A 24455-nucleotide genomic window follows, 5' to 3' on the forward strand; every position below is an offset into this window, starting at 1 on the left:
TCAGAACGTCGGCATCGCCACCACCTTGCCCCTGCTGACGAGGAACACCCGGTTCCCGGCCGCCGTCATCGCCCAGGGCCCGGAGTTCCCGGGTTCGTACGTCCAGACTCGGTCCTTGCGGGACCTGGAGAGGCCGGAGACACCGGCGGTCCCGGAGTCGCCCTCGATCACCCAGATGCAGTCGCCCTGGGAGACCGGGGGCTGCTGGGAGGGGTAGGGGCTGTTCAGGGTGACGATCCACAGTTCGTCGCGGGTGCCGTCCTTCTGGTAGCGGTAGGCGAGGCCTCCGTTCGTCACCGTCAGGCCGGCCGGGTCGAGGGCCGGCGGGCCCCACTCGCCGTGGCCGTCCAGCGCCCAGAGCCGCTCGCCGGTGGTGAGGGTACGGGCGGTGAGAGTGCGGCCGCCGAGGTAGACCGTGTCGTTCTCGACGGCCGGCTGGAGGGGCCGCGTCGACTGGGCCTTCACCTGCCAGGCCGTCCGGCCGGTCACCGTGTCCACAACGGTGAGGTCGCCGCCCGTTCCCGAGAGGACGAGACGGCCCCGGCCCACAGCCGCGAGCGGGCCCGTGGTGTCCCCGGCGCTCTCGTCAGAGGCGACCGTCCAGCGGATCCGCCGCGTGGCGGTGTCGACGGCGCGCAGCTGCCCCTTGGCGGTGAGGAAGTAGATGCCCTCGGGCGCGGCGGCGAGCAGGAACGCGACGTCCGCGTCCGGCACCGACCATCGCTCGGCGCTCGTGGAGGCGTTGTGGACGACAAGCCTGCCGGATTCGTCGGCGGCGGCGAAGTCGTCCTCGTTCACGGCGAGTTGCCGGGCGCGGGCGGACAGCCTCGGCAGCGTCCACTTGGTCGAGCCGTCGACCACTTTCAGGGCCGTGAGCCCACCGTCCCGTGCCGCGAGGATCACCACGTCCCGCAGCACCACCGGGGCCGGGAGCGGGCCCGGGGCGGCGGCGTCGAGCGGCCCCCAGAGGGGGGTGGGGCGAATGCCCGCGTTCACCTGCTCCAGGAGCGGGGCGTCCGGGGCGTCGGACGCCGGCGGCAGCGCGGACTCCTCCCGGCCGCCCAGCCACCAGGCGGTGCCTCCGCCGCCGGCCAGGACGGCGGCGCCGCCCGCACCCCAGACCGCGAGGAATCGGCGCCGGTTCGGGGCGGACTCCACCGCGGTCGCGGCGGCCGCCGCGGTGTGCCGGCGGACCTCGGCCTCCCGCCGCCTCACCTCCTCCCGCAACGGTCCCCGGCGCCACACGTCGCGCGCCTTCCGGTCCGGCCCGAAGGCCTGGGCGATCTGCTCGGGCGTCGGGCGCAGCGCCGGGTCGTGCTGGAAGCAGGGGGCGATCAGCTGATGCAGGGCGGGCGGCAGGCCGGTGAGGTCCGGCTGCTCGTGCACGACCGCGTACTGCACGGCCGCCACGTGCGGTCCGTCGTACGCCCTCCGGCCCGTGGCGGCGTACGCGAGCACCGCGCCCAGGGAGAAGACGTCCGCGGCCCCTGTCACCCGCCGGCCGAGCACCTGCTCGGGGGCTCCGTACCCGGGAGTGACCGGGATCTGGCCGGTGGTGGTGAGGGTGAGGCCGTGTTCGGGGCGGGCGATGCCGAAGTCGATCACCCGGGGGCCGTCCGAGGTGAGCACGATGTTGGCCGGTTTGATGTCGCGGTGGATCAGTCCCGCCGCGTGGATGTCCCGCAAGGTCGTGCCGAGCGCCGCGGCCAGCGCCCGTACGGTCGGCTCGTCGAGCGGACCGTGCCGGTCGACGGCCTGGTCGAGGGTGGGGCCGGCCAGGAACTCGGTGGCGATCCAGGGCCGCCCGCCGTCCATCTCCGAGCCGAGGACCTGCGCCACGCCGGGGCTCGTGACCGCCTGGGCGGTGCGCGCCTCCCGTACGAAACGCTGGGCCAGGTGGTGGTCGTGGGCGAGTTCGGGGCGCAGGACCTTGACCGCGGCGGGGCGGCCGTCCGCTCCGGCGGCGAGGTACACCTTGCCCATGCCGCCCTCGCCCAGCACGCCGATGAGCCGGTACGGACCGAGCCGGAGCGGGTCGCCGAAGCCGAGGGGATTCACGGGGTGTCACGTCCTGTCATGGTCGTCGTCACTTCAGCGGCAGGGCGATCAGAAAGCCCTGTCCGACTCCGAACATCCGCCCCTTGCCCCGCAGTTCCACGAGGTGGTCGGCATCCGTCCGATAGACCCAGGACCGGCGCCGGCTCTTCAGGTCCACTGCCGTGAGGCCGAGTTCCGACCGGTAGAACAGCTGCCCCGGGCCCACCGCGAGGCACTGATCGGTGGTGGGGAGGGCGGGGTCGGTCGCGGCGGCGCGCTCCTGCCAGAGCTTCGTCCCGGAGTCCGCCGCCACGGCGTACGCACCACCCTCGGCGACGGAGTACACCGTCCCGTCCCGGAGCGCGGGCGCGGAGAACGGCATCGTCCCGGCGATCCGCTGCTGCCAGGTCGCGGTGCCGTCGTCGAGCCGGTACGCCGAGAGGTCGGCGCCGCCCACGTAGACATGGGTCTCGTCCAGGCAGGGCAGGCTGGATGCGGCCGCCTTGTGGGGCAGTTGGAGGTCCTTCTGCCAGCGGACCGCCCCGGTCCGCGTGTCGCGGGCCGCGAGCCGGGTCGTGTCGCCGAACTCGTTGTCCACCTCGAACGTGAGCAGCCGGTTCCCGCGGACCGCCGCGGCCGCGACCATCCGGCGGTCGTCCTTCGTGGGGGTGCCGAACGCCGTGCGCCACAACTCCTTGCCCGTGCGGGTGTCGACGGCCAGGAGGACATGGGAGCCCGGGGCCGTCCGGGTGCCGGTCGCGCCGGCCAGGTAGAGCACCCCGTCGGCGGCACACAGCAGTTGGGTCGCGGCCATGTTGGCGTTGAGGCCGCTGACCTTGATGCCAGGCTGCCGCAGCCGGTACCGCTGTGCGTCGGCGGTGTGCACGACCAGGTCGTGGTGGACGGCCTCCGTCTTGCGGGGGACGACGAGTACGGCGTCGCCGTCGGAGACGGCGGTCCAGGGGGTCGTCTCCACCGAGCAGACCCCGTTGGTCTGGCCGGATGCCACGTCGTTGAACACGACGCCCACCCCGGCGACCAGTGCGACCTGGTCGCCGACGACCATCGGGAAGGCGCGCTCGTCCTCGCTCGGGGTGGCCATGTTCGAGCTCCACAGCGAGGCCGGGGCCGGGCCGAGCGGGGGAGCGGTCGGCAGCTCGGGCTGGGGGCGGGGCTCTTCGCGCTGCCAGGCCCAGACGCCCGCTCCGGTGCCGGCGGCGAGCACGGCGCCCCCGCCCAGAGCGAGGAAACCGCGGCGGGAGAGACGCGCCGGGCGGGAGAGACGCGCCGTGCGGGACGCGGAAGGCGCTGGCGACGCGGCCGCCGTCCGTGCGTACGGATCCTCCGCCGGGGCGGGCAGCCGGGCCGGGAGGGGGTGCCATACGTCGGTGGCGCGACGGGCGATGGCGGTGAGCACGGGGGCCGGCAGATGGTCGGCGAACTCACCGTGGCCGTCGTGGAGTTCGGCGACGAGCGCGTCGGTGGTCGGGCGTGCCGCCGGGTCCTTGGCCAGGCAGGAGGTGAGGAGAGGGCGGAGGGATGGTGGGAGGGCGGCCAGGGCCTCGGGGTCGGGGTCGGCGTAGCGGACGCGGTAGAGCAGGTCCGCCGGGGCGCCCGTACCGAAGGGCGCGCGGCCGGTTGCCGCGAAGAGCAGGACACCGGCCAGGGCGAACACGTCTCCCGCCGGGGTGTGTTCCTGGCCCGAGGCCTGCTCCGGCGACATGTACGCGGGGGTGCCGGCCGCCGTGCCCGTGCTGGTGAGACGGTCGTCGCCGGCCGCACGGGCGATGCCGAAGTCGATCAGCTTCGGGCCGTGGGCCGTGACGAGGATGTTGGACGGCTTCAGGTCGCGGTGCACCACGTCGGAGGAGTGCAGCTGCCGCAGCGCCCCGGCGAGTGCGGCGCCCACGGCGCGGACCGTCGGCTCGGGGAGCGGGCCCGCGAGAGCCACCGCCTCGTCGAGGGGCGGGCCGAGGACGTACTCCGTGGCCAGCCACGGCGTCTCGCCGAGCGGGTCCGCGTCGAAGACGGCCGCACCGTGCCGGTCACCGATGACGCGGGCCGCGTCCGTCTCCAGGCGGAAGCGGGTGCGGGACGCCGGGTCGGCGGCCAGGCGGGCGTGCAGGGTCTTCAGGGCGACCGTACGACCGCCCGGCGACCGGGCGAGGTAGACCGTGCCCATGCCTCCCGAGCCGAGCCGGGCGAGCAGGTGGTACGCGGCGATGGCCGACGGGTCGTCGTGCGTGAGAGGCGAGAGCATCGTCAGTTCCGGGTCAGTTCCGGGGGGAGTTCGGGGTGGAGTTCGGGGTGTGGCTCGGGGTGGAGTTCGAGGTGGAGCTCGGGGTCGAGTTCGGGGTCGAGGTCCGGTGGGGTTCGGTCAGCTCGGCCGAGAGCAGCGCCGCGGACTGGTGGGCCAGCGCCGCCACGACGCGGGCCGGCAGCCAGCCCGGTGCGAGCAGCGACGACGCCGACCCGAGCACCGTCCCGTGCGGGGTCGGCGGCGCGAGCGCCGGGAACAGCGCGGCGGCGTCCGGCCGGTGTGCCGGGTCGCGGGTCAGGCAGGCGCTGATCGTGGGGCGCAGGGCGGGCGGGAGTTCGTCGCGCTCCGGGACGGCGTGGCCGGTCGCGGCGTACGCGAGCACCGTCCCGAGTCCGTGGATGTCGCCCGGCGGCCGCGGCAGCCCGCCCGTCGCCCGCTCCGGGGCCTGCGCCTCCCGATCGATGGGGTCGGTGGCTTCGACGCGGCCAGTCGTCTCGATGCGGTCGGCCGTCTCACTGCGGTCCGTCGTCCGCGCCGCGCCGAAACAGGTGAGCCGCGGGCCGTCCGCCGTGAGCAGCACGGCCGCCGGGGACACTCCCGCGTGCGTGACGCCGTGGGCGTGCAGCGCGACGAGGGTCTCGGCGAGGGCCGCGCCGATGACCCGGACCGTCCTCTCCGGCAAGGGGCCACCGTGCACGGCCAGGGCGACGGGGAGGGGAAGCGCGGGGACGTAGGGGGTGGCGTACCACGCGCCTCCGCCGGCGCCAGCGCTTCCGATCTCCGTCACCGGCAAGGTCCATGGGGCAGACAGGCGCTGTGCCGCCTCGGCCTCCGCCCGGAACAGGGTCGGGTCGGTGCCGGGGAGGGAGACCGTGAGAAGCACCGTACGGTCCGTGCCCTGATCCGTGGACCGCGCGACGAAGCGTCGGCAGGGGGGCGGTGAGGGGGTGTGGGGCGGATCCAGGCGGGTGACGAGACGATACGGCTGTTCCATGTGCGATCCCCCTGTAGTGCGCCCCGAGCAGAGGGAGCCTATCCAAGCCCTGACGAGGGGACGGTTCACGCTGTATCCGTCTGTGCGCGGGCTGCGGTCGCGGTGCGACGAACCCGTCTGCCTGCCACCGGCCGGCCCACCTCCCTTCCGTATGTGCGCAGTTGCCGGATTTGCGAGCGGGACTGGTTGTGATCGGCCGGTGATCGTGAAGGCGCTTCCACTTGGGGCCTGCTGCACTAGGATTGCCGCGTTCCGTAGCCCAACACGCTTGCTGATGTGAAGCTGAAGCACACGCGGGGGAAGCATGTCGTTCGACGAAGAGTGGCGCCAGTTGCGCGAGGCCGCGGCCATGCGGCTGAACAGCGTGCCGGACGGTCCCGGTGGCGGAAGCGGCGGTGGCGACGACTACGTCGTGACGGCCCCCGACCTGAAGGCGGTCGGCAACGAGGCACAGGAGCTGTTCCACTGGTTCGAGGCCGACGCGTTCCACGCCGGCGCGCAGACGGACACGGCGGCGAAGGCCCTGGACAAGGACGGGTTCCTGACCGGGTCGGCGATGTGGACCATGTGGGACACGTGGCGCACGCAGGCGGAGACGCTGCTGAGCGCGTGCGCGCACATCCACAACCACCTCGAAGACACCGTGATCACGCACGTGAACCACGAGGAGCAGCTGGTCACCAACTTCTCCGTGTCCTTGATCAACGACCACTTCAAGTAAGCCGCGGCCGCCCGCCCGGCCCTTGGTGAGGGATTCAGATGCTGAAGTTCGATCAGTTGCTGCACGCCACGTTCGGCGGTCTCGACGAGGCCGTCACGGCCTGGTCGGAGACGGTGACCAAGCTGGAGAAGACGAAGGAGAAGGCGGAGAACGGCCTGCGGGTGAAGGCCGACAAGGCGAACTGGAAGGGCGAGAACGCGGGCGTCACGCAGGCGTTCGTACGCAAGACCGCCAAGGAGTTCGGCGACGCCCTCACCGAGGCCACCAGCATCCGCAACGTCCTGCGGGACGCGAGCAGCGAGTTCAAGGCGGCGAAGAGCGCGCTGGAGAAGGTGGTCGAGGGCGCGCCGGCCAAGGGCATCCGCATCGACGCCGACGGCACCGTCGGCTATCTCATCCACCCCGACAGGCGCTCGGAGCACTACGACGGCCCCAAGCCCACCGAGGCCGACTTCGACGCGACGCGCGCGGAGATCAAGTCCGCCCTCGACAAGGCCAACGACGCCGACGACGTCGCCTCGCGCGCCCTGCGCGGCCTGGTCGGCGGCGACAAGAACAACTTCTCCGACACGAGCTACGACTCGCTCAAGGCGGCGTCGAAGGCGCAGGACGCGGAGGACGCCAAGGCCGCGTACGAGATCTACAAGAAGGGCGACGACGCCTCCCCGGCGGACATCGACAAGCTCAACGCGCTCTTCAAGGCGAACGCGGACGACCCGTACTTCGCCGAGCGGTTCGCCCTGGAGGTCGGGCCGAAGGGCAGCATGCAGTACTGGGCCGACATGGGCGACCCCAGCGACGGCTCCCGCCTCGGCATCGACCACCGCGACAAGCTGGCCGAACTCCAGAAGAACTGGAGCCTCACGCTCGCCTCCGCGACCCACTCCCACAGCCCGGAGATGGAGCAGTGGAAGGCCGACCTGATCAAGGCCGGCGCCGAGCCCATCCAGACCCGCGGCACCCACCCGTACGGCTTCCAGGTGATGAGCAGCCTGATGCGCGTCGGCGAGTTCGACGACAAGTTCCTCAAGGACTACGGCAACAGCCTCGTCGCCACCGAACGCAAGATGACCTACGACGGCCGCCTCCCCGCCGACCGCGCCTGGGCCACCACCGGCGGCATGATGAACCACGTCAACTGGCAGGGCGGCGACATGGGCCAGGACCCCATGATCGGCTTGATGGAGGCCCTCGGCCACAACCCCAAGGCCTCGACGGACTTCTTCAACAGCGACATCGACCTCACGCCCGACAACACCTCCGACGACAAGAAGCTCAACGCCTTCGACTACTTCTCCAAGGACCGCAAGTGGCCCGACGAGCTCACCGACAAGGGCGACATGTCGAAGGAGCCGGGCTACAACGCCCTCGGCCACGCCCTGGAGTCGGCGACGACCGGCCACGCGTACGACGCGGACCCTGAGGGCCTGAAGGACGTACGGACGAAGGACAACGCGGAGGTCATGCAGAAGGTCGTGGAGCGGTACGGAAGCGACCCGAAGTACATGCACCGGCAGCCGGGGATCGACGACAGCCTGGGGAAGATGGGCGCGGCGTACATCGACGAGTTCAACCGCTCGCTGGAGCAGGAGAACGAGACGTCGACCCAGGAGATGCCGCACTCGCCGTTTGGCGCGCGGGACAACGAGAAGGGTGAGCCGCGGTTCGGCAAGGAGTTCGAGGACTCGCTGCTCTGGAACCGGAAGGACGCAGTCAGCTTCCTGGGGACTGTCGCGCAGAGCGAGAACGGACACGCGACGCTGTCTGCTGCGCAGTCCCTCTACACCACGAGTGTCATGGACGAAGTTGCACCGAAGCCCGGTTCAGGGCCGGCCCGAGAGCTCGATCTCACCGATGCCAAGACCAACCTCAGGATCGGTGCAGAGACGCACGCGATCCTCGACAAGGCGCGGATGGACCAGATCGACCAGCAGTACGCGATCGACTCCGACGAGCACAAGAAGGCCGTCGGCCGTACCACCGAATGGGTCAAGTTCGGCGTCGGCGCCGTCACGGCGGGCGGCGTGGCGGCGCTCACCGGAGGAGCGGGTGGCGCGCTGGTGCCGCTGGCCGCCGAGACCGTGGGCGGTGCCGTGACGACGCTGATCGGCATGGAAGCCGACGACATCGCGGAGAAGTACGAGGAAGACGACCTCCTCAAGAAGAAGTCGGACGACCTCAAGGACGAGGCCCTGAACACGGGTAAGCAGAACGCGCTGATGCCCGGCCAGGCGTACGCGCGAGCTGACGGGTGGAGTACGGCGGACGCCAATTACCTTGAAGAAGAGCTGACCAAGTACGTGAAGGACAGCCGTGGGCACGTCAGGGACGACTCCCTGCCCGACCCGTACGACGAGAAGAAGGACGGCAAGGTGACATGAGGTCTCCCCTGAGCGGGCGGCTGAGGCCAGCCCTCATCCTCGGCCTTGCGCTCGTGTCGCTGACGGCGTGCTCCAGCGGCGACGGCGCCGGCCCCGGTGGGCACGACACCGCGGCCGAAGGGCGCTCGGCCACCGAGGTCTGCGGCGGCTTCGCGAAGAGCGGGCCGACGCTGGCGGCGCTCACCGCACTGGTCGGCGGCGATGGTCTCTCGGACGACCGGTCGGAGCCGGAAGCCACGCTGAAGGCATTGCAAGAGGCGGACGGCAAGCTGTCACCGCAGGAGATGGCGAGCGGAAGCCCGTTCTGTCGCCTGCGGAAGGCGGGGGACAGCGAGTCCGCCCTCGACATCGTCTTCCGGGAGGCCCTGGTCATCCCGCACTCCCGCGATGACCAGACGTTTCGGTCCTTCGCCACCGGCGCCGAGGCGGAGTCCTCGAACCGCTACGCCAAGATCCTCTTCAACTGCCGTACGCCTGGGCCGGCTAGAGACCTCATTGTCGCCGCCGAGCTGGAGCGGTTGAATGAGACCTCTGCGGGCAGCCAGGACACGGCCGTCCACCAGATCACGGTGCTGAACGCCGCCGCCCGCGCCATGGCCGCGAAGCTCGGCTGCCAGAACACCGAACTGGTCGACGGCGTCCCGGCCGCAGTGAAGCGCTGAGGTGAGGCAGGCGCTCAGGTGGTGTGTCGTCGGTGTGGCTTGCGCGGTGGTGCTGCTCGTCGGGTGTTCGAGCGGCGCTGGGGAGCCCGTACCGGAGGGCACAGCCGCTGCGAAGGTTGCCTGGTACAAGTCCGGGGTACAGGCGTTCGCGTCGCTCGCTCTCGTGCTGCTGTCTGCGACCGCCTGTTCCGGCGGCGAGGACAAGCCCACAGAGCCGACGCCGGCGGCGGGCTCATGACGAAGCTGAAGCGCCTGTCTTGCGACGACCAGGTACACGTCCGGAGTACACGCCTTCTCGCCTGGACGATGCGGTCAGGTGTGTTGCCGCGGCGGTGGTCGACCACCGCCGGCTGTGTTTGACGGGCGCCGCAGTAACGATTCCGACTGCGGCTACGACGACGCACCGCCGGTGCCCACCGCGACTGCGTTGCATCACGGCTGACCGTCGATGGTTTGGTGAACGTCCTCTCCTGGCAGGCCGGTTCTTGACGTCGGTGACTCGCCCACCTCGTGTGCATGAGTAAACTCCGGCCCTTCGGAAGGGAAGACTCCACCGAGCCACCGAGCCACGCGCGTAACCGCCGGGGGGAATCGTGTCGTTCGACGAGGAATGGGCCGCTGAGCGCAGCGCCGCCGCGGCCCGCGTGAGCATGCGGCTGAACCAGGCGCCCGCGGGTCCCGTGGGCGGCGGCGGGGCCGACCTCAAGGTGCGGCAGGACCATCTGGGCGCGATCGGGCATGCCGCGTACGAGCTGCACGGGCGGCTGCTGAAGGACGGGAAGCACGCGGGCAGCGACACGGCGGAGGCCGCGGGCGGGCTGTCCAGGAACGGTTTCCGGACGGGTTCGGCGATGGCGGAGGTCCAGGAGACCTGGTCCTCCCAGCTCAGCACCCTGCTCGACGCGTGCGCGCACATCTCCAACCACCTGGACTACAGCGCGGCGGCGCACGCCAAGGACGACGACGAGATCAGAACGGCCCTCGCCGTGTCCAAGATCAGCGAGTACTTCAAGTAAGCCGGCGGGGAGGGGCACACCGTGCTGACCTTTGACAACGTGTACCAGGCGCCGCTCGACAAGATGAAGGCCGCCGCCGACCGCTGGTCCGAGATAAAGGCCAAGCTGGACACGCTCGCCGAGGACGCCCGCACGACGATGGCCGCCAAGGCCCGGGACGACGACTGGCGCGGCGTGAACGCCGAGGTGACGAAGCCCTTCATCGCCAAGATGGCCAAGGAGTTCGCGGACGCGGCAAAGGCGGCCGACGGCATCCACAAGGTCCTCCAGGACGGCTACCAGACCTTCAGGAAAGCAAAGGACGACCTCACGAAGATCGTCGAGACGGATGCGCCGCACCAGGGCCTGGTGGTGAAGAGCGACGGGACCGTCGAAGCGGCGTATGCGCTGGCGAAGGACGCGGTCGCGGACTACGACGAGGTCCATGCCGAAGCCTTGCGCAAGCAGCGCGCCGACATCGCGGCGCTGCGCCACCGCATCGACGCCATCCTCGAGAACTGCGACGACGCCGACGTCGCCTGCGCGAACGCCCTCCGCGCCGACATCACCCGTGACAAGCACGACTTCAGCGCGCCGAAGTACACCAGCCTGGACGCCGAGGAGGCCCAGCGCGCGGTCGACCTGGCCGGAAAGGGCCGCGACCTCTCCCACGAGGAGCTGGTGCGGCTCAACGAGCTGCTCGGCGACAACAAGGGCTCGAAGGAGTTCTCCCGGGCGTTCTACGGCGGCCTCGGCCCCAAGGGCGCGCTGGCGTTTTTCGGCCAGCTGTCCACCGACACGTGCGACGACGACACGGGCCGGTTGGACAAGCAGCGCCTGGCGGACGTCCAGGCGCTGCAGAAGAACCTGGGCCTCAACCTCGCCACGGCGACGCAGGGCGGCGACCGGTGGACCGAGCACTGGTCCACCGAGATGCGGAGGCTCGGCGCGGAGCGCATCCCGCTCGCCAAGTACGACAGCTGCCCGCCGTACGGCTACCAGCTGCTCGGCGGGATCATGCGGTACGGGGACTACGACCCGAAGTTCCTGGTACCGATTGCCGAGCATGTGACGCAGCTGCACGCGAAGGAGCCGCATCTCTTCGACAGCAGCCAGAAGATGAACTTCGGCTGGGTCCCGGACCCGTTCAACCCGTCGGGGGTGAACGGCGCCGGGTTCGACCCGGTGATTCCGATGCTGGAGGCGCTGGGGCACAGCCCGGAGGCGGCGAAGGAGTTCTTCTCGGCCGAGCCGACGGCGTACGAGAGGGACGGCAGTGTCGGCGGCACGCTCAGCCTCGGCCACGACAAGGATGGCAAGGACATCGGGAACTACCTCGACTTCTTCGCCAACGAGAAGTACGAGTTCTTCCCCGACATCGACGGCCACGACCCAGATGCCATGAAGAAATCGGCGGACTACACGCCCGATGCCCTGGGTCACGCGTTGGAGGCGGCGACGCTGGGGCACGCGTGGGACGACCCGAGGCCCGAGCTCAATAGGGACGCGACAACGGCTCAGATCATGGCCAGTGTCGTCGACAAGTACGGCGGTGACGCAGGGCTCCTCAAGAAATACCAGTCCTCGATGGCGGACAGCCTGGGCAACATGGCTGCCGGCTATGTCGACGACCTCAACTGGGCTCTGACGGACAACAAACCATCAAGCGTTTATGCGCCACACGCGGACTTGGCGCTTCACCCGGGGTTCGGGCAGCAGGGTGCGATCAACTTCCTGAGCGCGTTGGGCCAACATCCGGACGCCTACGCCACGATCTCCACGGCTGAGCGCCTCTACACCACCAGCGTGCTGGAGGACCAGGTCGGGGCTGACGGACGTATCAACGAAGCGAATGCCCGAGAGTCCGTGCGCACTGGCGGCTACCTGCAAGGGCTGCTGGACGATTCTCGTGCGAAGCAGATCGAGGCCGAGGGCGCGAAGGCCCTCGAGGACTACCAGAAGGAGCAGGAGAAGAAGGCGGCCTGGGTGGAGTTCGGCACCACGGCCGCCATCGCAGCGGGTGTGGCCTTCCTGCCGGCCACAGCCGCTGCGGCGGGGGCCGCGGCGATCGTCGTCCCGCTCGCGGTCGACACTGGCTCCGGCGCCATGGAAACGCTGGCGGGGCAGGTCATCGGAGACTGGTCCGACAAGTCCGTGGACGACCACAAGGAGTCCTCGGAGGACAAGCTCCACGAGGACAAGAGGGCTGTCTACCTGGGTGGCAGGCACAGCGCCGACTCGCCGATGTCGCGCTTCATCGAGGAGCACCGTTCGCATGTGAGCGGCGACCTCGAGCAGGACCTCATCGAGTCCGTGAGCATTGGCTATTCGGATGGCAATTCGTTCGCCGGAAAGGTCGGCAATGCTCCGCAGACAAGTTGATCACGCGGCGATGGCGAGGACTTCCACACGGCGAATGATCAAGCGCATCGCCTCGATGCTGGCCGTGGGCCTCCTCGCCACGGCCTGCGGCGGTGGCGAGCAACCTGAGGAGTGGCGTACGACAGCCGCGCAGCAGTGCGACGACACGCTCTCACCCGATGGGGCCCGTGCCCTTCAGAGGGTGCTGGGGACCGCGAAGTTCGTCCATGATCCCAGAGGTGGTCTGGACCGAGTGGTGCAGCAACTCACCGAGGACCACGCCGAAGGATGGAGACGGACACCGAGTCGGGCGATGTGCAACGTTCAGGTTCCCGGCAACCAGGACCGGATCGACATCTCCTTCGGTCGCTATCGCGACAACGAACTGTTCGGCGACACCCAGGCCATCAACCTGCATCCCTACGTCATGGGCAAGGAGGCGCAGTCCGGACCGAAGGCGGCCTACCTGTTCGTCGAATGTTCCAGCCCCCAGCTCAAGGGATCCGAGGACGAACACGCCCGAATCATCGGGATGCTCCGTTTCAACCGGTCCAAGCTTCCCGACACCCCCGCTGTCCGCGAAGCCAACCTCACCATCCTCCACTCCGTCACCCTCGCCGTCGTCAAGAAGCTCGGTTGCCGGAACAACGCCGGCCTCCTCGACCGCCCCGTCCTCACACCCAAGTAGCAAGGAAAGACAACGAACGGGGGCGGCTCTCCTCTGGAGAGCCGCCCCCGTCTCGCGAGACCGTGATCGGAATCGAACCGACGTAACTCGCTTTGCAGGCGAGCCCCTGACCATTCGGGCACACGGTCGTTGTGGTGACGAGAAAGACGTTACGAGGGGGGCGCCCGGCGGCTCAACGGTTTCGCTCGGGCTGCAATGCGACTGCCATACGGCGTTCACAGGGGGGCGGGGCGGCGTCCCGGTCCTACGACCATCGGGGGAGCGGGGCTGCGACCACGGACAGGGGTCATTGACGCGTTCGGCCCTTACTCTGGGGCGTATGAGCGCCCTCGAACCGCGCGACACCGATGTCGCGCCGACCGCCGCCCCCGCCGCCGCGCCGCCCGCCCCCACCGGCGGCGGATCCGTGCTCGACCGGGCTCATCGGGCGCTCAGTATCGGGATCGTCTCCGTCGTCCTGCTGATCGCGTTCGAGGCGACGGCGGTCGGGACGGCGATGCCGGTGGCGGCGCGGGAGCTGGACGGGGTGTCGCTGTACGCGTTCGCGTTCTCGGCGTACTTCACGACGAGTCTGTTCGGGATGGTGCTGGCGGGGCAGTGGTCGGACTGGAGCGGGCCGCTCGCGCCGCTCGCGGTCGGGATGAGCTGTTTCGCGGCGGGGCTGCTGCTGTCCGGGACGGCCGGGGCGATGTGGATGTTCATCCTGGGGCGGGCCGTGCAGGGGTTCGGTGGCGGCCTGGTGATCGTGGCGTTGTACGTGGTGATCAGCCGGGCGTACGAGGAGCACCTGAGGCCCGCGATGATGGCGGCGATCGCCGCCGGGTGGGTCGTGCCGTCCGTCGTCGGGCCGCTGGCCGCCGGGACGATCACCGAGCAGCTGGGGTGGCGGTGGGTGTTCGTCGGCATCCCGGTCCTGGTCGTGTTCCCGCTGGCGCTCGCGCTGCCCGCGATACGGCGGACCGCCTCCGGGCCCGCCGACCCCGGCGCGCCCGTGCCCGGGTGGGACGCGCGGCGCATCCGGCTCGCGCTCGGGATCTCGCTCGGCGCGGCGCTGCTGCAGTACGCCGGGCAGGAGCTGCGCTGGCTTTCGCTGCTGCCGGCCGCGGCCGGCGCGGCGCTGCTCGTGCCGGCGGTACGGGGGCTGCTGCCGCGCGGCACGTACCGCGCGGCCCGCGGGCTGCCGTCCGTGATCCTGCTGCGCGGGGTCGCCGCCGGATCCTTCATCGCCGCCGAGTCCTTCGTCCCGCTGATGCTCGTCACCCAGCGTGGCCTCAGCCCCACGCTCGCCGGGTTCTCGCTCGCCGTCGGTGGTCTGACCTGGGCGTTCGGTTCGTGGGTGCAGTCCCGGCCGCGCACCGAGCCGTACCGCGAGCGGCTCGTGGCGGGCAGCATGGTGCTCGTCGCGCTGAGCATCCTCGCCGCGCCGAGCGTGCTGATCGAGGCCGTGCCGGTGTGGGTGGTGGCCGTGGCCTGGGCCTTCGGGTGCTTCGGGATGGGCATCGCGATCGCCTCCACGAGCGTGCTGCTCCTGAAGCTCTCCACGCCGGAGGAGACCGGCGCGAACTCCGCCGCCCTCCAGATTTCCGACGGCCTGTCCAACGTCCTGCTGCTCGCGGCAGGCGGAGCCGCCTTCGCCGCGCTCGGCGGGGGAGCGGTCGGGCACGCCGTCGACGGCGCGGCGGCCGGAGCCGGAGCCGGGGGCGGCGCGCACCCGGCGGCCTTCGCCGCCGTCTTCGTACCGATGGCGGTCGTCGCGGCGGCCGGCGCGTGGGTCGCGACGCGGCTGCGGAGCGGACGCATCCCGAGCCCCTGACCCCGGGTGATGCCAGGCGCCCCCGCGGCTCAATCCGGGGGGATCCCAGCCGCCGCGACTGCTCCCGTCGAAAATCCTTCGCCCCGGCCCCGCGCCCCCGCCTACCGTCGGCGCATGGTCCAGTCCTACGACACCGCCGCCCTCGCCGACCTCGCCGACGCCCGCGGCCTCTCCGCCGAAGAGCTCGTCGGCGAGGCCGTCCAGCGTTACCTGGACCTCGAAGCCACGCTCGTACGGCACGAGGCCATGCGGCTCGCCCTCCGGCACGCCCCGCTGCTGAGGAGGCTCGGCGAATGAGCACGTCCCGCGACACCACCCGCTTCCTCACCGTCGCCGAGGTGGCCGACATCGCCCGTATCGCCTTCACCGGCGACGGCGTGCCCGAGCTCCGCGCGCCCGGGCTCCTGGAATCAGCCGTGCACCGGCCCCGGGCGCGCATGTACGGCGAGAGCGCGTACCGCGACCTCCACGAGCAGGCCGCCGTCCTCCTCCACGCCATCGCCTCGAACCATCCCTTCGTCGACGGCAACAAGCGCGCCGCCTGGCTCTCGGCGGCGACCTTCCTCGCCGTCAACGGAGTCGATCTCGGGCATCTCGGCGGCAGTGGCCAGGAGCGGGCGTATGCGCTGGTCGTGGGCGTGGCGAGTGGCGAAGTGGCGGACATCCCGGCCATCGCGGAGGGCTTGAGAGGGCTGTCGGGAGGGCTGTAAGGAGGGCTTTCGGGAGGGATTCACCAGGGGGCGCGAGGGGGCCGGAACGGGGTCCGGGCGGGAGTCCGGAAGGGGGTCGGAACGGGGTCCGGGCGGTAGTCCGGAAGGGGGTCCGGGAGGGGACCCGAGAAGAGTCCGGAAGACGGTCCGGGAGGGGACCCGAGGAGAGTCCGGAAGACGGCCAGGAAGGGGACCCGAAGAGAGTTCGGAAGACGGTCCGGGAGACGGTTCCCGAGCAGTGTGAGGACTCTCTCACGGTGCCGCGGCACGGGCTTTTCCATAGCCGCTCGCGGCAGTCGCACCGGTAAGGTGGCCCGGTTGTCATATCTGGACGAGCGTCGAACCGGAGATCGTGACTACTACCGCTACCTCCTCCCATCACCTCTCTCCCGCCTTCCCCGGCCGCGCCCCCTGGGGCACCGCCAACAAGCTGCGAGCCTGGCAGCAGGGCGCGATGGAGAAGTACATCCAGGAGCAGCCCCGTGACTTCCTCGCGGTCGCCACGCCGGGCGCCGGCAAGACCACCTTCGCGCTGACCCTCGCGTCCTGGCTGCTGCACCACCACGTGGTGCAGCAGGTCACGGTCGTGGCACCCACCGAGCACCTGAAGAAGCAGTGGGCGGCCGCCGCGGCGCGGATAGGGATCAAGCTCGATCCCGACTACAGCGCCGGGCCGCTCAGCAAGGAGTACCACGGCATCGCGATCACGTACGCCGGTGTCGGCGTGCGGCCCATGCTCCACCGCAACCGCAGCGAGCAGCGCAAGACCCTCGTCATCCTCGACGAGATCCACCACGCCGGAGACTCCAAGTCCTGGGGCGAGGCGTGCCTGGAGGCCTTCGAGCCGGCGACCCGCCGGCTCGCGCTCACCGGCACGCCCTTCCGCTCCGACACCAACCCGATCCCCTTCGTCACGTACGAGGAGGGGAACGACGGCATCCGGCGGTCGTCGGCCGACTACACCTACGGCTACGGCAACGCCCTCAACGACAACGTCGTCCGGCCGGTCATCTTCCTCTCCTACAGCGGCAACATGCGCTGGCGCACCAAGGCCGGCGACGAGATCGCCGCCAGGCTCGGCGAGCCGATGACCAAGGACGCGATCTCGCAGGCGTGGCGCACCGCGCTCGACCCGCGCGGCGACTGGATGCCGAACGTGCTGCGCGCCGCCGACCAGCGGCTCACCGAGGTCCGGAAGTCCATTCCGGACGCCGGCGGTCTGGTCATCGCCTCCGACCAGGACTCGGCCCGCGCGTACGCCAAGCTGATCCGCGAGATCACCGGCACCAAGGCGACCGTCGTGCTCTCCGACGACGCCGGCGCCTCCGGGCGGATCGACGAGTTCAGCGAGAGCACCGACCGCTGGATGGTCGCCGTCCGCATGGTGTCCGAGGGCGTCGACGTGCCGCGGCTCGCCGTCGGCGTGTACGCGACGACGATCTCGACTCCGCTCTTCTTCGCGCAGGCCGTCGGCCGCTTCGTGCGATCCCGCAGGCGCGGCGAGACCGCCTCCGTGTTCCTTCCCACCATCCCCACCCTCCTCTCCTTCGCCAGCGAGATGGAGGTCGAGCGCGACCACGTCCTCGACCGGCCGAAGAAGGAGGGCGAGGAGGACCCGTACGCCGAGTCCGAGAAGGAGCTGGCCGAGGCGGAGAAGCAGCAGGACGAGGACACCGGCGAGCAGGACATGCTGCCCTTCGAGGCCCTCGAGTCCGACGCCGTCTTCGACCGCGTGCTCTACAACGCCGCCGAGTTCGGCATGCAGGCCCACCCCGGCAGCGAGGAGGAGCAGGACTACCTGGGCATTCCCGGTCTCCTCGAACCCGACCAGGTGCAGCTCCTGCTGCAGAAACGGCAGGCCCGGCAGATCGCGCACAGCCGCAAGAAGCCGGACACCGAGGCCGATCTGTTGGAGCTTCCCGCGGAACGGCGCCCCGTCGTTTCCCACAAGGAGCTCCTCGAGCTGAGGAAACAGCTCAACACGATGGTCGGTGCGTACGTTCACCAGAGCGGCAAGCCGCACGGCGTGATCCACACCGAGCTGCGCCGGGTGTGCGGCGGACCGCCGAGCGCCGAGGCGACCGCCGGACAGATCCGCGAGCGGATCAAGAAGGTCCAGGAGTGGGCCACCCGCATGCGGTGAACCGCTCCCAAGGCGTTCTCGAGCCGCTCCCAAGGCGTCCTCGAGCCGCTCCCGAGCCGCTCCCGAGCCGCTCCAGGGCTGCTCCGGAACCCTTCCCGAGCCGTCCCTGAGCCGCTCCCGAGCCGCTTCGGAACCGCTCCCGAGCTGCTCCCGAACCACCCCCGGACACAAGGCGCATAACGGAATCGAGGCCCGTACGCAGGCGGCGTACGGGCCTCGGCCATGTCCGGAACCGGCCCCCACGGTCGGAACCGGGCACACCTCCCACGCTACGGGGACGAACCGGGCGCCCTTGTCCGCCAAAGTCCCGTGTTCAGCCGACTTAGGTCCCGAACCGCCCGTATCCGGTCGCACGCGCCCGGATTCTGGACGAGGTCTTCCGCTGAGCGGGACAGGTCGCTACTGTCCCGGCTCAAGCAAACGCCCCGTGGCAGCGCCGCCGCGGAGCGCAGCCGGTGTGCCCCGTCCTGCCGGCGGCCTCTGACGTGCGTCGCCGATGGGACCGGTGCCGCAGCTTTCGTACGAGTCCGCTGTCACTCACTCCGAAGGAGAGGGCGTCGTGACCGCGGAAACCTCCCAGACGCTCGACCGGGGACTCAAGGTCCTCAAACTGCTAGCCGACACCGACCACGGCCTGACCGTCACCGAGTTGTCCAACCGACTCGGGGTGAACCGGACCGTCGTCTACCGTCTGCTCGCCACGCTCGAACAGCATGCCCTCGTACGCCGCGACCTCGGCGGCCGCGCCAGGGTCGGGCTCGGCGTGCTGCGGCTCGGCCGGCAGGTGCACCCGCTCGTGCGGGAGGCCGCGCTGCCCGCGCTGCGCTCCCTCGCCGAGGACATCGGGGCGACCGCCCACCTCACCCTCGTCGACGGCGCCGAGGCGCTCGCCGTCGCCGTCGTCGAACCCACCTGGACCGACTACCACGTGGCCTACCGGGCCGGCTTCCGCCACCCGCTCGACCGCGGCGCCGCCGGCCGCGCCATACTCGCGGCCCGCGCCGGCGAACTCATCGAACCCGGCTTCACCCTCACCCACGGCGAGCTGGAAGCCGGCGCCAGCGGCGCCGCCGCGCCCCTCGTCGGCGTCACCGGCATAGAAGGCAGCGTGGGCGTGGTGATGCTCGCGGACGCGGTGCCGGAGCGGGTGGGGCCGCGGGTCGTGGACGCGGCCCGGGAGGTCGCCGACGCGTTGCGCTAGAGCGCGCGGCTGCCAGGGTTACGTGGTCGGGGCGGGGCGAGTTGTCACGGCCGACGTCCGCCGTGGCGTTGTGCCCACCCGTTCCGCCCCTGCGGAACGTATGCCCACAACGAGGGCGCCGAGCGACGTCCGCTCGTGGGTCACCGACCTGCCGGTCCTCCTCGTCGTCACCAAGCCCGCCGCCCGCAGCGCCCCCGCATGCGCCGATGCCGTCGCATTGCTCACCCCGAGTGCCCGTGCCAACGCCGACGTGGTGTGGGGCTCGGTGAGCAGGCGGAGGAGGTGCGCGCGGGTGCGGCCCAGGACCGCCGCCAGGGGCTCGTCGGGGTCGCCCTCGGCTTCCGGTACGGGTGGGAGGCCGGGGCCCGCCGGGTAGGTGAGGACCACGGGGCGGGCCGGGAGGTCCTGGAGGAGCGGGCCCGCCGGGTGGTGGAAGGTCGGGAGGAGGACCAGGCCCCGGCCTGCGAGGTGGACGTCGCGGGTCGGCGGGGGTCCGCCCGGACGAGGTCCGGGGGAGGCCGGCCACTCCCAGACGGCGCCGTCCAGCCGGGCGTCCGGCGCGAGGGCCGTCAGGGCGGCGGCCAGGCCGTGCTCGGCGACCGTGAGGGCATGCCGGGCGAACTCCTCGCGGTGCAGGTCCTGGATCAGCGGCCAGACCGGGGCGAGGACCGTCTCGTACGCGGCCCGCTGGGCCCGGCGCACGGTCTGCCAGGACGCCTCCTCGCCCGCGTACAGGCCCCGGACCCAGCGCGGTACGGGCAGGGAGCCGGGCCCCGCCCCGTACACCCGCGCCAGCTCGGCGCGGACGACCTCCGGGCCCGTCGCGCGGATGCGGTCGAAGCCGTCGCCGAGTGTGTCGCCGAGGACGTCGAGGAAGGACGGCGGGCGGCCCGCCGGCACCAGGTCGGCGAGCGGTTCGGCGGCGGCCGGCAGGGTGCGCAGGACCCGGCCGCGCCAGCGGCCGAACAGCGGGTCCGGGCGGGGCGCGACGGCCGTCGCGAGGGCCGCGTGCAGTTCCTGGAGCGGGGCAGGGCGGGGCGCGAAGCGGACCCGGGCGAAGTCGTCCGCCGTGAAGTGGATGCGCAGCACCGGCACAACTCCCCGTCTTCCGCCAGCCTTTCGGGCAGGCCCTGAACCTTCGCGCCGCAAGGGCCCCGCTCCGACGATGTTTGCATGACTTCTCGACGCACGAACTCTCGGCGGGTGGCTTCCCGGCACATGGCTTCCCGGCGCACCGTCCTCACCGGCGCCCTGCTCGGCACCGCCGCCGCCCTCCTGCCCGGGATCGCGCAGGCCGCCCCCGCGCCCCGGCTTCCCGAGCTCCGGCTGCCCGCGCCGACCGGCCCGCACCCCGTCGGCCTGCGCACCGTCCACCTCACCGACCCCTCGCGCACCGACCCCTGGGCCGGCGGCCCGCGCGAGGTGATGCTCACCGTCCTCTACCCGGCCCGCACCGTCCGCGGCTGCCCGCGCGTCCCGCAGCTGACCCCGGCCGCCGCCCAGGTCTTCGCCGAACTGGCACCGCTCGTCCACCCCGGCCTGCCCGCGGCTGGCGCGGTCGACTGGGGCGCCGTCCTCACCCACGGGCACCTGGACGCGCCCCCGCTGCCCGGGCCCTGGCCCGTGCTGCTCTACAGCCCGGGCGGCGGCGACTCCCGCACCCTCGGCACCCTTCTCGCCGAGGACCTGGCCGGCCACGGCCGGATCGTCGTCCTCGTCGACCACCCGGGCGACGCCAGCCAGGTGGAGCTGCCGAGCGGGATCCGGGTCACCGCGCTGCGCGGGGAACCGGACCCGGCGACCTTCCGCACCATGATCGACACCCGGGTCGCCGACCTCCGCCTCGTCCTCGACCACCTCCCCGGCCTCCTCTCCGGCCTCCTTCCCGGGCACCGCCCCGACCTCCTCTCTCGCCACTTCCCCGACGCCCCCGCCGTCGGGATCTACGGGCACTCCGCCGGCGGCACCGCCGCCGTCCACACCGCCCTCCGCGACCGCCGCGTCCGCGCCGTCGCCAACCTGGAGGGCTATCTCGACCTGGACGGCCTCGACCCCCAGGGCTCCCTCCACGACTTCGACCGGCCCCTGCTGCTCCTCCGCACCGACGGCTTCGACGGCGCCGCCCGCATCGAACGCTCCTGGGCCGGCATCCCCGGCACCCGCGCCCTGCTGACGGGCGCCGGCCACTGGGCGCTCACCGACTACGCGGCCCTCGTGCCCCAGCTCCAGAGCGCCGGCCTGGTGACCCCCGCCACCCGCGCCGCGCTCGTCGGCACCGCCGACCCGGCCGTGACCGTCGCGGCGCTGCGGAACCGGGTCGGCGCCTTCTTCGCCCACCGGCTGCCCCGGCCCGCCCGGCTGCCCCAGGGCCCGCCCGGCGGCCTAGCGGGCCACCGGGCGGGCGCCCAGTAGATTGGGGGCGTGCTCTCCCGTCTCGCAGGTATCCCGCGCACCCGTGCCCTCGCGTTCTGTGCCGTGCCCGTCGTCGCGCTGCTCGCCGTCGCCGGGCTCGCGCCGCTGCCGTTCTCGATCGCGCAGCCCGGCTCGACCGCCGACGTGCTCGGCAAGGACCAGGGCCGTGAGGTGATCACGGTCTCCGGTGCCCCGGTCCGGCCGACCGAGGGACAGCTGCGGATGACCACGATCCTGGCGACCGGGCCGTCCGCGTCCATCGATCTCGGGGACGTGACCGACGCCTGGTTCCGCACCGACCGGGCCGTGCTGCCGAAGGCCTCCGTCTACCCGCCGGGGCAGTCCGACAAGGAGATCGAGCAGCACAACCTCGGCCAGATGAAGGAGTCGCAGGACGCGGCCACCCTCGCCGCCCTCGGCTATCTGAAGCTGGACCCGAAGAAGGTGAAGGTGAACCTCCACCTCGCCGACGTCGGCGGCCCCAGCGCCGGACTGCTCTTCTCCCTCGGCATCGTCGACAAGATCGACGGTGACGGTGACGGCGGTGACCTCACCGGCGGCCGGACCGTGGCCGGTACGGGCACGATCGAGCCGGACGGGAAGGTCGGCGCCGTCGGCGGGGTGTCCCTGAAGACGCAGGCCGCCGCGCGCGACGGCGCCACCGTCTTCCTGGTGCCGAAGGACGAGTGCTCCCAGGCGCAGTCGGAGCTGCCGAAGGGGCTGCGGCTCGTCCCGGTCACCGAGCTCAGCGACGCGGTGTCGTCCCTGCGGGCTCTGGAGCAGGGCCAGGAGTCGAAGGTCCCGAGCTGCTAGGGCCGGAGGCCTTGGCGGGGCCGGAGGCCGGGCCGGAAGCGCGGGCCGAGGCGGCGGCCGAGGCGGGGGCGTCCAGCTCGCGCCAGACCGGGAACAGCAGCGGCGACAGGGTGGCCAGGACGAACGCCCCGCCGACCGTGAGCAGCGCCCCCGTGATGCCCACGCTCTCGACCAGGAAGCCGGCCGCCAGCCCGCCGAGCGGGGTCGTGAGCAGCACGGCGGCCGTGCTGGCGCCGCCGACGCGGCTGCGCAGTTCCTCTGGCACCACCTCGTAGAAGGCCGTGGTGAGGATCGGGTTGAGCACCCCGGCACCGAGCCCGCCGAGCACCGCCGCCACCACCATCGGCGCGACGGTGTGGGTGAACGCGGCCGTGATGATCGGCGCGCCGGATATCAGGAAACCCGCGGTGAAGACCGGCCGGCGCGGGAGGCGGTGGCCCAGCGCGCCGTAGAGCAGCGCACCGGCGAGGGCGCTGCCGCCGAAGACGGCGACCAGCAGGCCCTGCGCGGCCGAGCCGCCCAGCTCCTCGCGGGCGTGGATCGGCAGGAGCACCGCGCTCCAGCTCAGGGCGAGCCCGTTGGTGACCATCACCATCAGGTCGACGGCGAGCAGCAGCCGGGTGCGCAGCAGGAAGGAGTAGCCCTCGCGCAGGTCGGCACGGTAGGCGGCGAGGTTCAACGCGGGTGCGTCGCGCAGGGGTTCGGCCGCCGGGACGCCCCGCAGGCCCGCCAGGACGAGCAGCGCGGAGACCAGGAAGGTGGCACCGTCCACGTACAGCACCGTGTCGGCGCCTATCAGCGCCACGAGCAGGCCGCCGACGGCGGCGCCGGTCATCCTCGCGCCGCGTGACACGGCGTCGTAGAGGCTGGCGGCGCGGGACAGCGGAGTGCCGGCCCGCTCGGCGAGGTCGGGGACGAGGACATGACGGGCGGTCTCGCCGGGCGCGTGGAAGAGGCCGGTGACGCCCATCAGCGCGCACAGCATCCAGAACCGCAGCAGCCCGGCCCCGTTGAGCAGCGGGATGGCGGCGAGCGCGAGCGCGCAGACCAGGTCGGAGACGACGGAGACCCGGCGGCGGCCGATCCGGTCGAGCACGGGCCCGCCGGCGATCGCGGAGACGACGACGGGCACGGCGGCGCAGAAGGCGACGAGACCGGCCTTGCCGGGGCTTCCCGTGGTCTCCAGGGCGAACCACGGGACGCCGATGAGGGTGAGCGAATTGCCGCTGATGGAGATGGCGTTGGCGGCGAGGACGCTCGCCAGTGGAGTGCGTGAGTGGGTGTCTGTGCGGGTGTCTTCGCGGGTGTCTGTGCGGGTGTGTGATCGGGTGCGTGAGCGCACGGTGAAGTCCCCCCGGTTTCGTTCGCTCGTCGGCTCGTCGGCTCGTCGGCTCGTTCGGCTTGTTCGGCTTGTTCGGCGCGGTCAGGCAGCGCGGACGGTTATGCCCTGCGGCTCGGCGACGGCGAGCCTGAGGCCGAACTCGACGAGCCTCCACCCCAGTTGGACGCGCACGGGAGTGGTCGGCGCGGCGGTGGCCGCGGACTGCTGGAGTTCGGTGGCGGTCAGGCGGTGCAGTGCGAGGTGGACGTCGGCGTGCATGGATGTGGCCTTTCCGGTCGTGGTGGCGGTCGGGCGGTCAGTTCGCGCCGTGCTGGGGGAAGGCGTGCAGGTGCATGCGGACCCGCTGCACGTCGGCGGCGTCCGGGTCGGCGGCCGTGCTGTACTCCTTGATCAGGTCGTGGATCTTCTCGTTGAGCTCGCTCTGCCGCTCGGGCGTCAGGTGGAGCGTGAAGTCGCTCATGTCCGAGGCGCCCACCCAGATGTCGGCCCACTGGTGGCGGGTGCCGAGGTAGGTGTTCAGCTCCTGCGTGTGGATGTTCGCGATCTCGTGGAGATAGACCTCGATGGCGCCCTGGACCTCGGGGTCGGGGTTCTTGTACAGCGCCTCGTCGAAGCTCGTGCCGCCCGCCACCGCCTGCCACCAGCGCTCCCGCCCCTTGCCGCGGTCCGGGGCGTCCTCGATGAAGCCGTGGGCGGCGAGCTGGCGCAGGTGGTAGCTGGTGGCGCCGCTGGACTCGCCGAGCCGCTCGGCCAGTTGGGAGGCGGTGGCGGGGCCGTGGTGGCGCAGGGCGCGCAGCAGCTGGATGCGCAGCGGGTGGGCGAGCCCGCGCAGGGAGCGCGGGTCCAGCACGCGGGGGTCGGGCTGCCGCTCTTCGTGTCCGGCTACGGGACCGACTTCGGGTTCGGGCTTCTCGGGCATGAC

The 24455-nt window shown here is 71.7% G+C and carries 20 protein-coding genes and 1 tRNA gene; 13 read left to right on the plus strand and 8 right to left on the minus strand.

Going from position 1 to position 24455, the window contains the following annotated elements; genetic code table 11:
- Genes ACIRSU_RS34185 through ACIRSU_RS34195 form a run of 3 tightly spaced genes read right to left on the minus strand, consistent with a single transcriptional unit; the run spans nt 1 to nt 4979 of the window.
- Nucleotides 1-2058, minus strand: coding sequence for a protein kinase (locus ACIRSU_RS34185; RefSeq protein ID WP_403800785.1), 2058 nt, complete (start codon nt 2056-2058; stop codon nt 1-3).
- 28 nt (nt 2059-2086) lie between these two features.
- Nucleotides 2087-4297, minus strand: a complete 2211-nt coding sequence (locus ACIRSU_RS34190) for a PQQ-binding-like beta-propeller repeat protein (protein WP_403800788.1) — start codon at nt 4295-4297, stop codon at nt 2087-2089.
- 13 nt (nt 4298-4310) lie between these two features.
- A complete protein-coding gene (locus ACIRSU_RS34195) occupies nt 4311-4979 on the minus strand; it encodes a hypothetical protein (RefSeq protein WP_403800791.1) in 669 nt (222 codons plus the stop codon).
- A gap of 616 nt (nt 4980-5595) precedes the next feature.
- Here ACIRSU_RS34195 and ACIRSU_RS34200 point away from each other — a divergent pair.
- From ACIRSU_RS34200 to ACIRSU_RS34225, 6 genes are all read left to right on the plus strand, one after another.
- Nucleotides 5596-6012 carry a hypothetical protein gene (locus ACIRSU_RS34200; RefSeq protein ID WP_403800792.1) on the plus strand — a complete coding sequence of 139 codons (417 nt, stop codon included), beginning with the start codon at nt 5596-5598 and terminating at the stop codon, nt 6010-6012.
- 38 nt (nt 6013-6050) lie between these two features.
- Nucleotides 6051-8393: a hypothetical protein gene (locus ACIRSU_RS34205; RefSeq protein WP_403800795.1), complete on the plus strand. Its 2343-nt coding sequence runs from the start codon at nt 6051-6053 to the stop codon at nt 8391-8393.
- Nucleotides 8390-9055, plus strand: a complete 666-nt coding sequence (locus ACIRSU_RS34210) for a hypothetical protein (RefSeq protein WP_403800798.1) — start codon at nt 8390-8392, stop codon at nt 9053-9055. Before ACIRSU_RS34205 ends, ACIRSU_RS34210 begins: the two co-directional genes overlap by 4 nt.
- Before the next feature lie 593 nt (nt 9056-9648).
- Nucleotides 9649-10071: a hypothetical protein gene (locus ACIRSU_RS34215; RefSeq protein WP_403800801.1), complete on the plus strand. Its 423-nt coding sequence runs from the start codon at nt 9649-9651 to the stop codon at nt 10069-10071.
- Between the two features lie 21 nt (nt 10072-10092).
- Nucleotides 10093-12432, plus strand: coding sequence for a hypothetical protein (locus tag ACIRSU_RS34220; protein ID WP_403800804.1), 2340 nt, complete (start codon nt 10093-10095; stop codon nt 12430-12432).
- Nucleotides 12433-12466: 34 nt separating this feature from the next.
- The gene (locus ACIRSU_RS34225) at nt 12467-13099 is read left to right on the plus strand and encodes a hypothetical protein (protein WP_403800806.1); all 633 of its coding nucleotides are present in this window, start codon (nt 12467-12469) and stop codon (nt 13097-13099) included.
- Between the two features lie 57 nt (nt 13100-13156).
- Here ACIRSU_RS34225 and ACIRSU_RS34230 read toward each other — a convergent pair.
- Nucleotides 13157-13227 (minus strand) — tRNA-Cys (locus tag ACIRSU_RS34230).
- Nucleotides 13228-13418: 191 nt separating this feature from the next.
- Here ACIRSU_RS34230 and ACIRSU_RS34235 point away from each other — a divergent pair.
- The 5 genes from ACIRSU_RS34235 (at nt 13419) to ACIRSU_RS34255 (ending at nt 18966) form a co-directional block, all read left to right on the plus strand.
- Complete coding sequence (locus ACIRSU_RS34235; protein WP_403800809.1) at nt 13419-14912, plus strand: MFS transporter; 1494 nt, start codon at nt 13419-13421, stop codon at nt 14910-14912.
- A 114-nt stretch (nt 14913-15026) separates the two neighbouring features.
- A complete protein-coding gene (locus ACIRSU_RS34240) occupies nt 15027-15209 on the plus strand; it encodes a hypothetical protein (RefSeq protein WP_403800812.1) in 183 nt (60 codons plus the stop codon).
- The gene (locus tag ACIRSU_RS34245) at nt 15206-15622 is read left to right on the plus strand and encodes a type II toxin-antitoxin system death-on-curing family toxin (RefSeq protein WP_403800814.1); all 417 of its coding nucleotides are present in this window, start codon (nt 15206-15208) and stop codon (nt 15620-15622) included. Before ACIRSU_RS34240 ends, ACIRSU_RS34245 begins: the two co-directional genes overlap by 4 nt.
- 349 nt (nt 15623-15971) lie before the next feature.
- Nucleotides 15972-17765: a DEAD/DEAH box helicase gene (locus ACIRSU_RS34250; protein ID WP_403801023.1), complete on the plus strand. Its 1794-nt coding sequence runs from the start codon at nt 15972-15974 to the stop codon at nt 17763-17765.
- Between the two features lie 559 nt (nt 17766-18324).
- Entirely contained in the window at nt 18325-18966 is a 642-nt protein-coding gene (locus tag ACIRSU_RS34255; protein WP_403800816.1) for an IclR family transcriptional regulator, read from the plus strand.
- Nucleotides 18967-18984: 18 nt separating this feature from the next.
- Here ACIRSU_RS34255 and ACIRSU_RS34260 read toward each other — a convergent pair whose 3' ends face one another.
- Nucleotides 18985-20055 carry an ArsR/SmtB family transcription factor gene (locus tag ACIRSU_RS34260; protein ID WP_403800820.1) on the minus strand — a complete coding sequence of 357 codons (1071 nt, stop codon included), beginning with the start codon at nt 20053-20055 and terminating at the stop codon, nt 18985-18987.
- A gap of 129 nt (nt 20056-20184) precedes the next feature.
- On the opposite strand from ACIRSU_RS34260, the gene ACIRSU_RS34265 reads away from it, so the two are divergent.
- Together ACIRSU_RS34265 and ACIRSU_RS34270 are read left to right on the plus strand one after the other, a co-directional pair.
- Nucleotides 20185-21378 (plus strand): acetylhydrolase, encoded by a 1194-nt coding sequence (locus ACIRSU_RS34265; RefSeq protein ID WP_403800823.1) that lies wholly within the window; start codon nt 20185-20187, stop codon nt 21376-21378.
- A gap of 9 nt (nt 21379-21387) precedes the next feature.
- Nucleotides 21388-22191 carry a S16 family serine protease gene (locus ACIRSU_RS34270; protein ID WP_403800826.1) on the plus strand — a complete coding sequence of 268 codons (804 nt, stop codon included), beginning with the start codon at nt 21388-21390 and terminating at the stop codon, nt 22189-22191.
- Here ACIRSU_RS34270 and ACIRSU_RS34275 read toward each other — a convergent pair.
- The 3 genes from ACIRSU_RS34275 to ACIRSU_RS34285 form a co-directional block, all read right to left on the minus strand.
- The gene (locus tag ACIRSU_RS34275; RefSeq protein WP_403801025.1) at nt 22124-23455 is read right to left on the minus strand and encodes an MFS transporter; all 1332 of its coding nucleotides are present in this window, start codon (nt 23453-23455) and stop codon (nt 22124-22126) included. The two genes, ACIRSU_RS34270 and ACIRSU_RS34275, sit on opposite strands and share 68 nt — an antisense overlap.
- Before the next feature lie 159 nt (nt 23456-23614).
- Nucleotides 23615-23791: a hypothetical protein gene (locus ACIRSU_RS34280; RefSeq protein WP_403800829.1), complete on the minus strand. Its 177-nt coding sequence runs from the start codon at nt 23789-23791 to the stop codon at nt 23615-23617.
- 37 nt (nt 23792-23828) lie between these two features.
- A complete protein-coding gene (locus ACIRSU_RS34285; protein WP_403800831.1) occupies nt 23829-24452 on the minus strand; it encodes an ArsR/SmtB family transcription factor in 624 nt (207 codons plus the stop codon).
- Nucleotides 24453-24455: the final 3 nt, after the last annotated feature.

It is taken from the genome of Streptomyces sp. NPDC101160, from assembly GCF_044768205.1.
Lineage (GTDB): Bacteria > Actinomycetota > Actinomycetes > Streptomycetales > Streptomycetaceae > Streptomyces.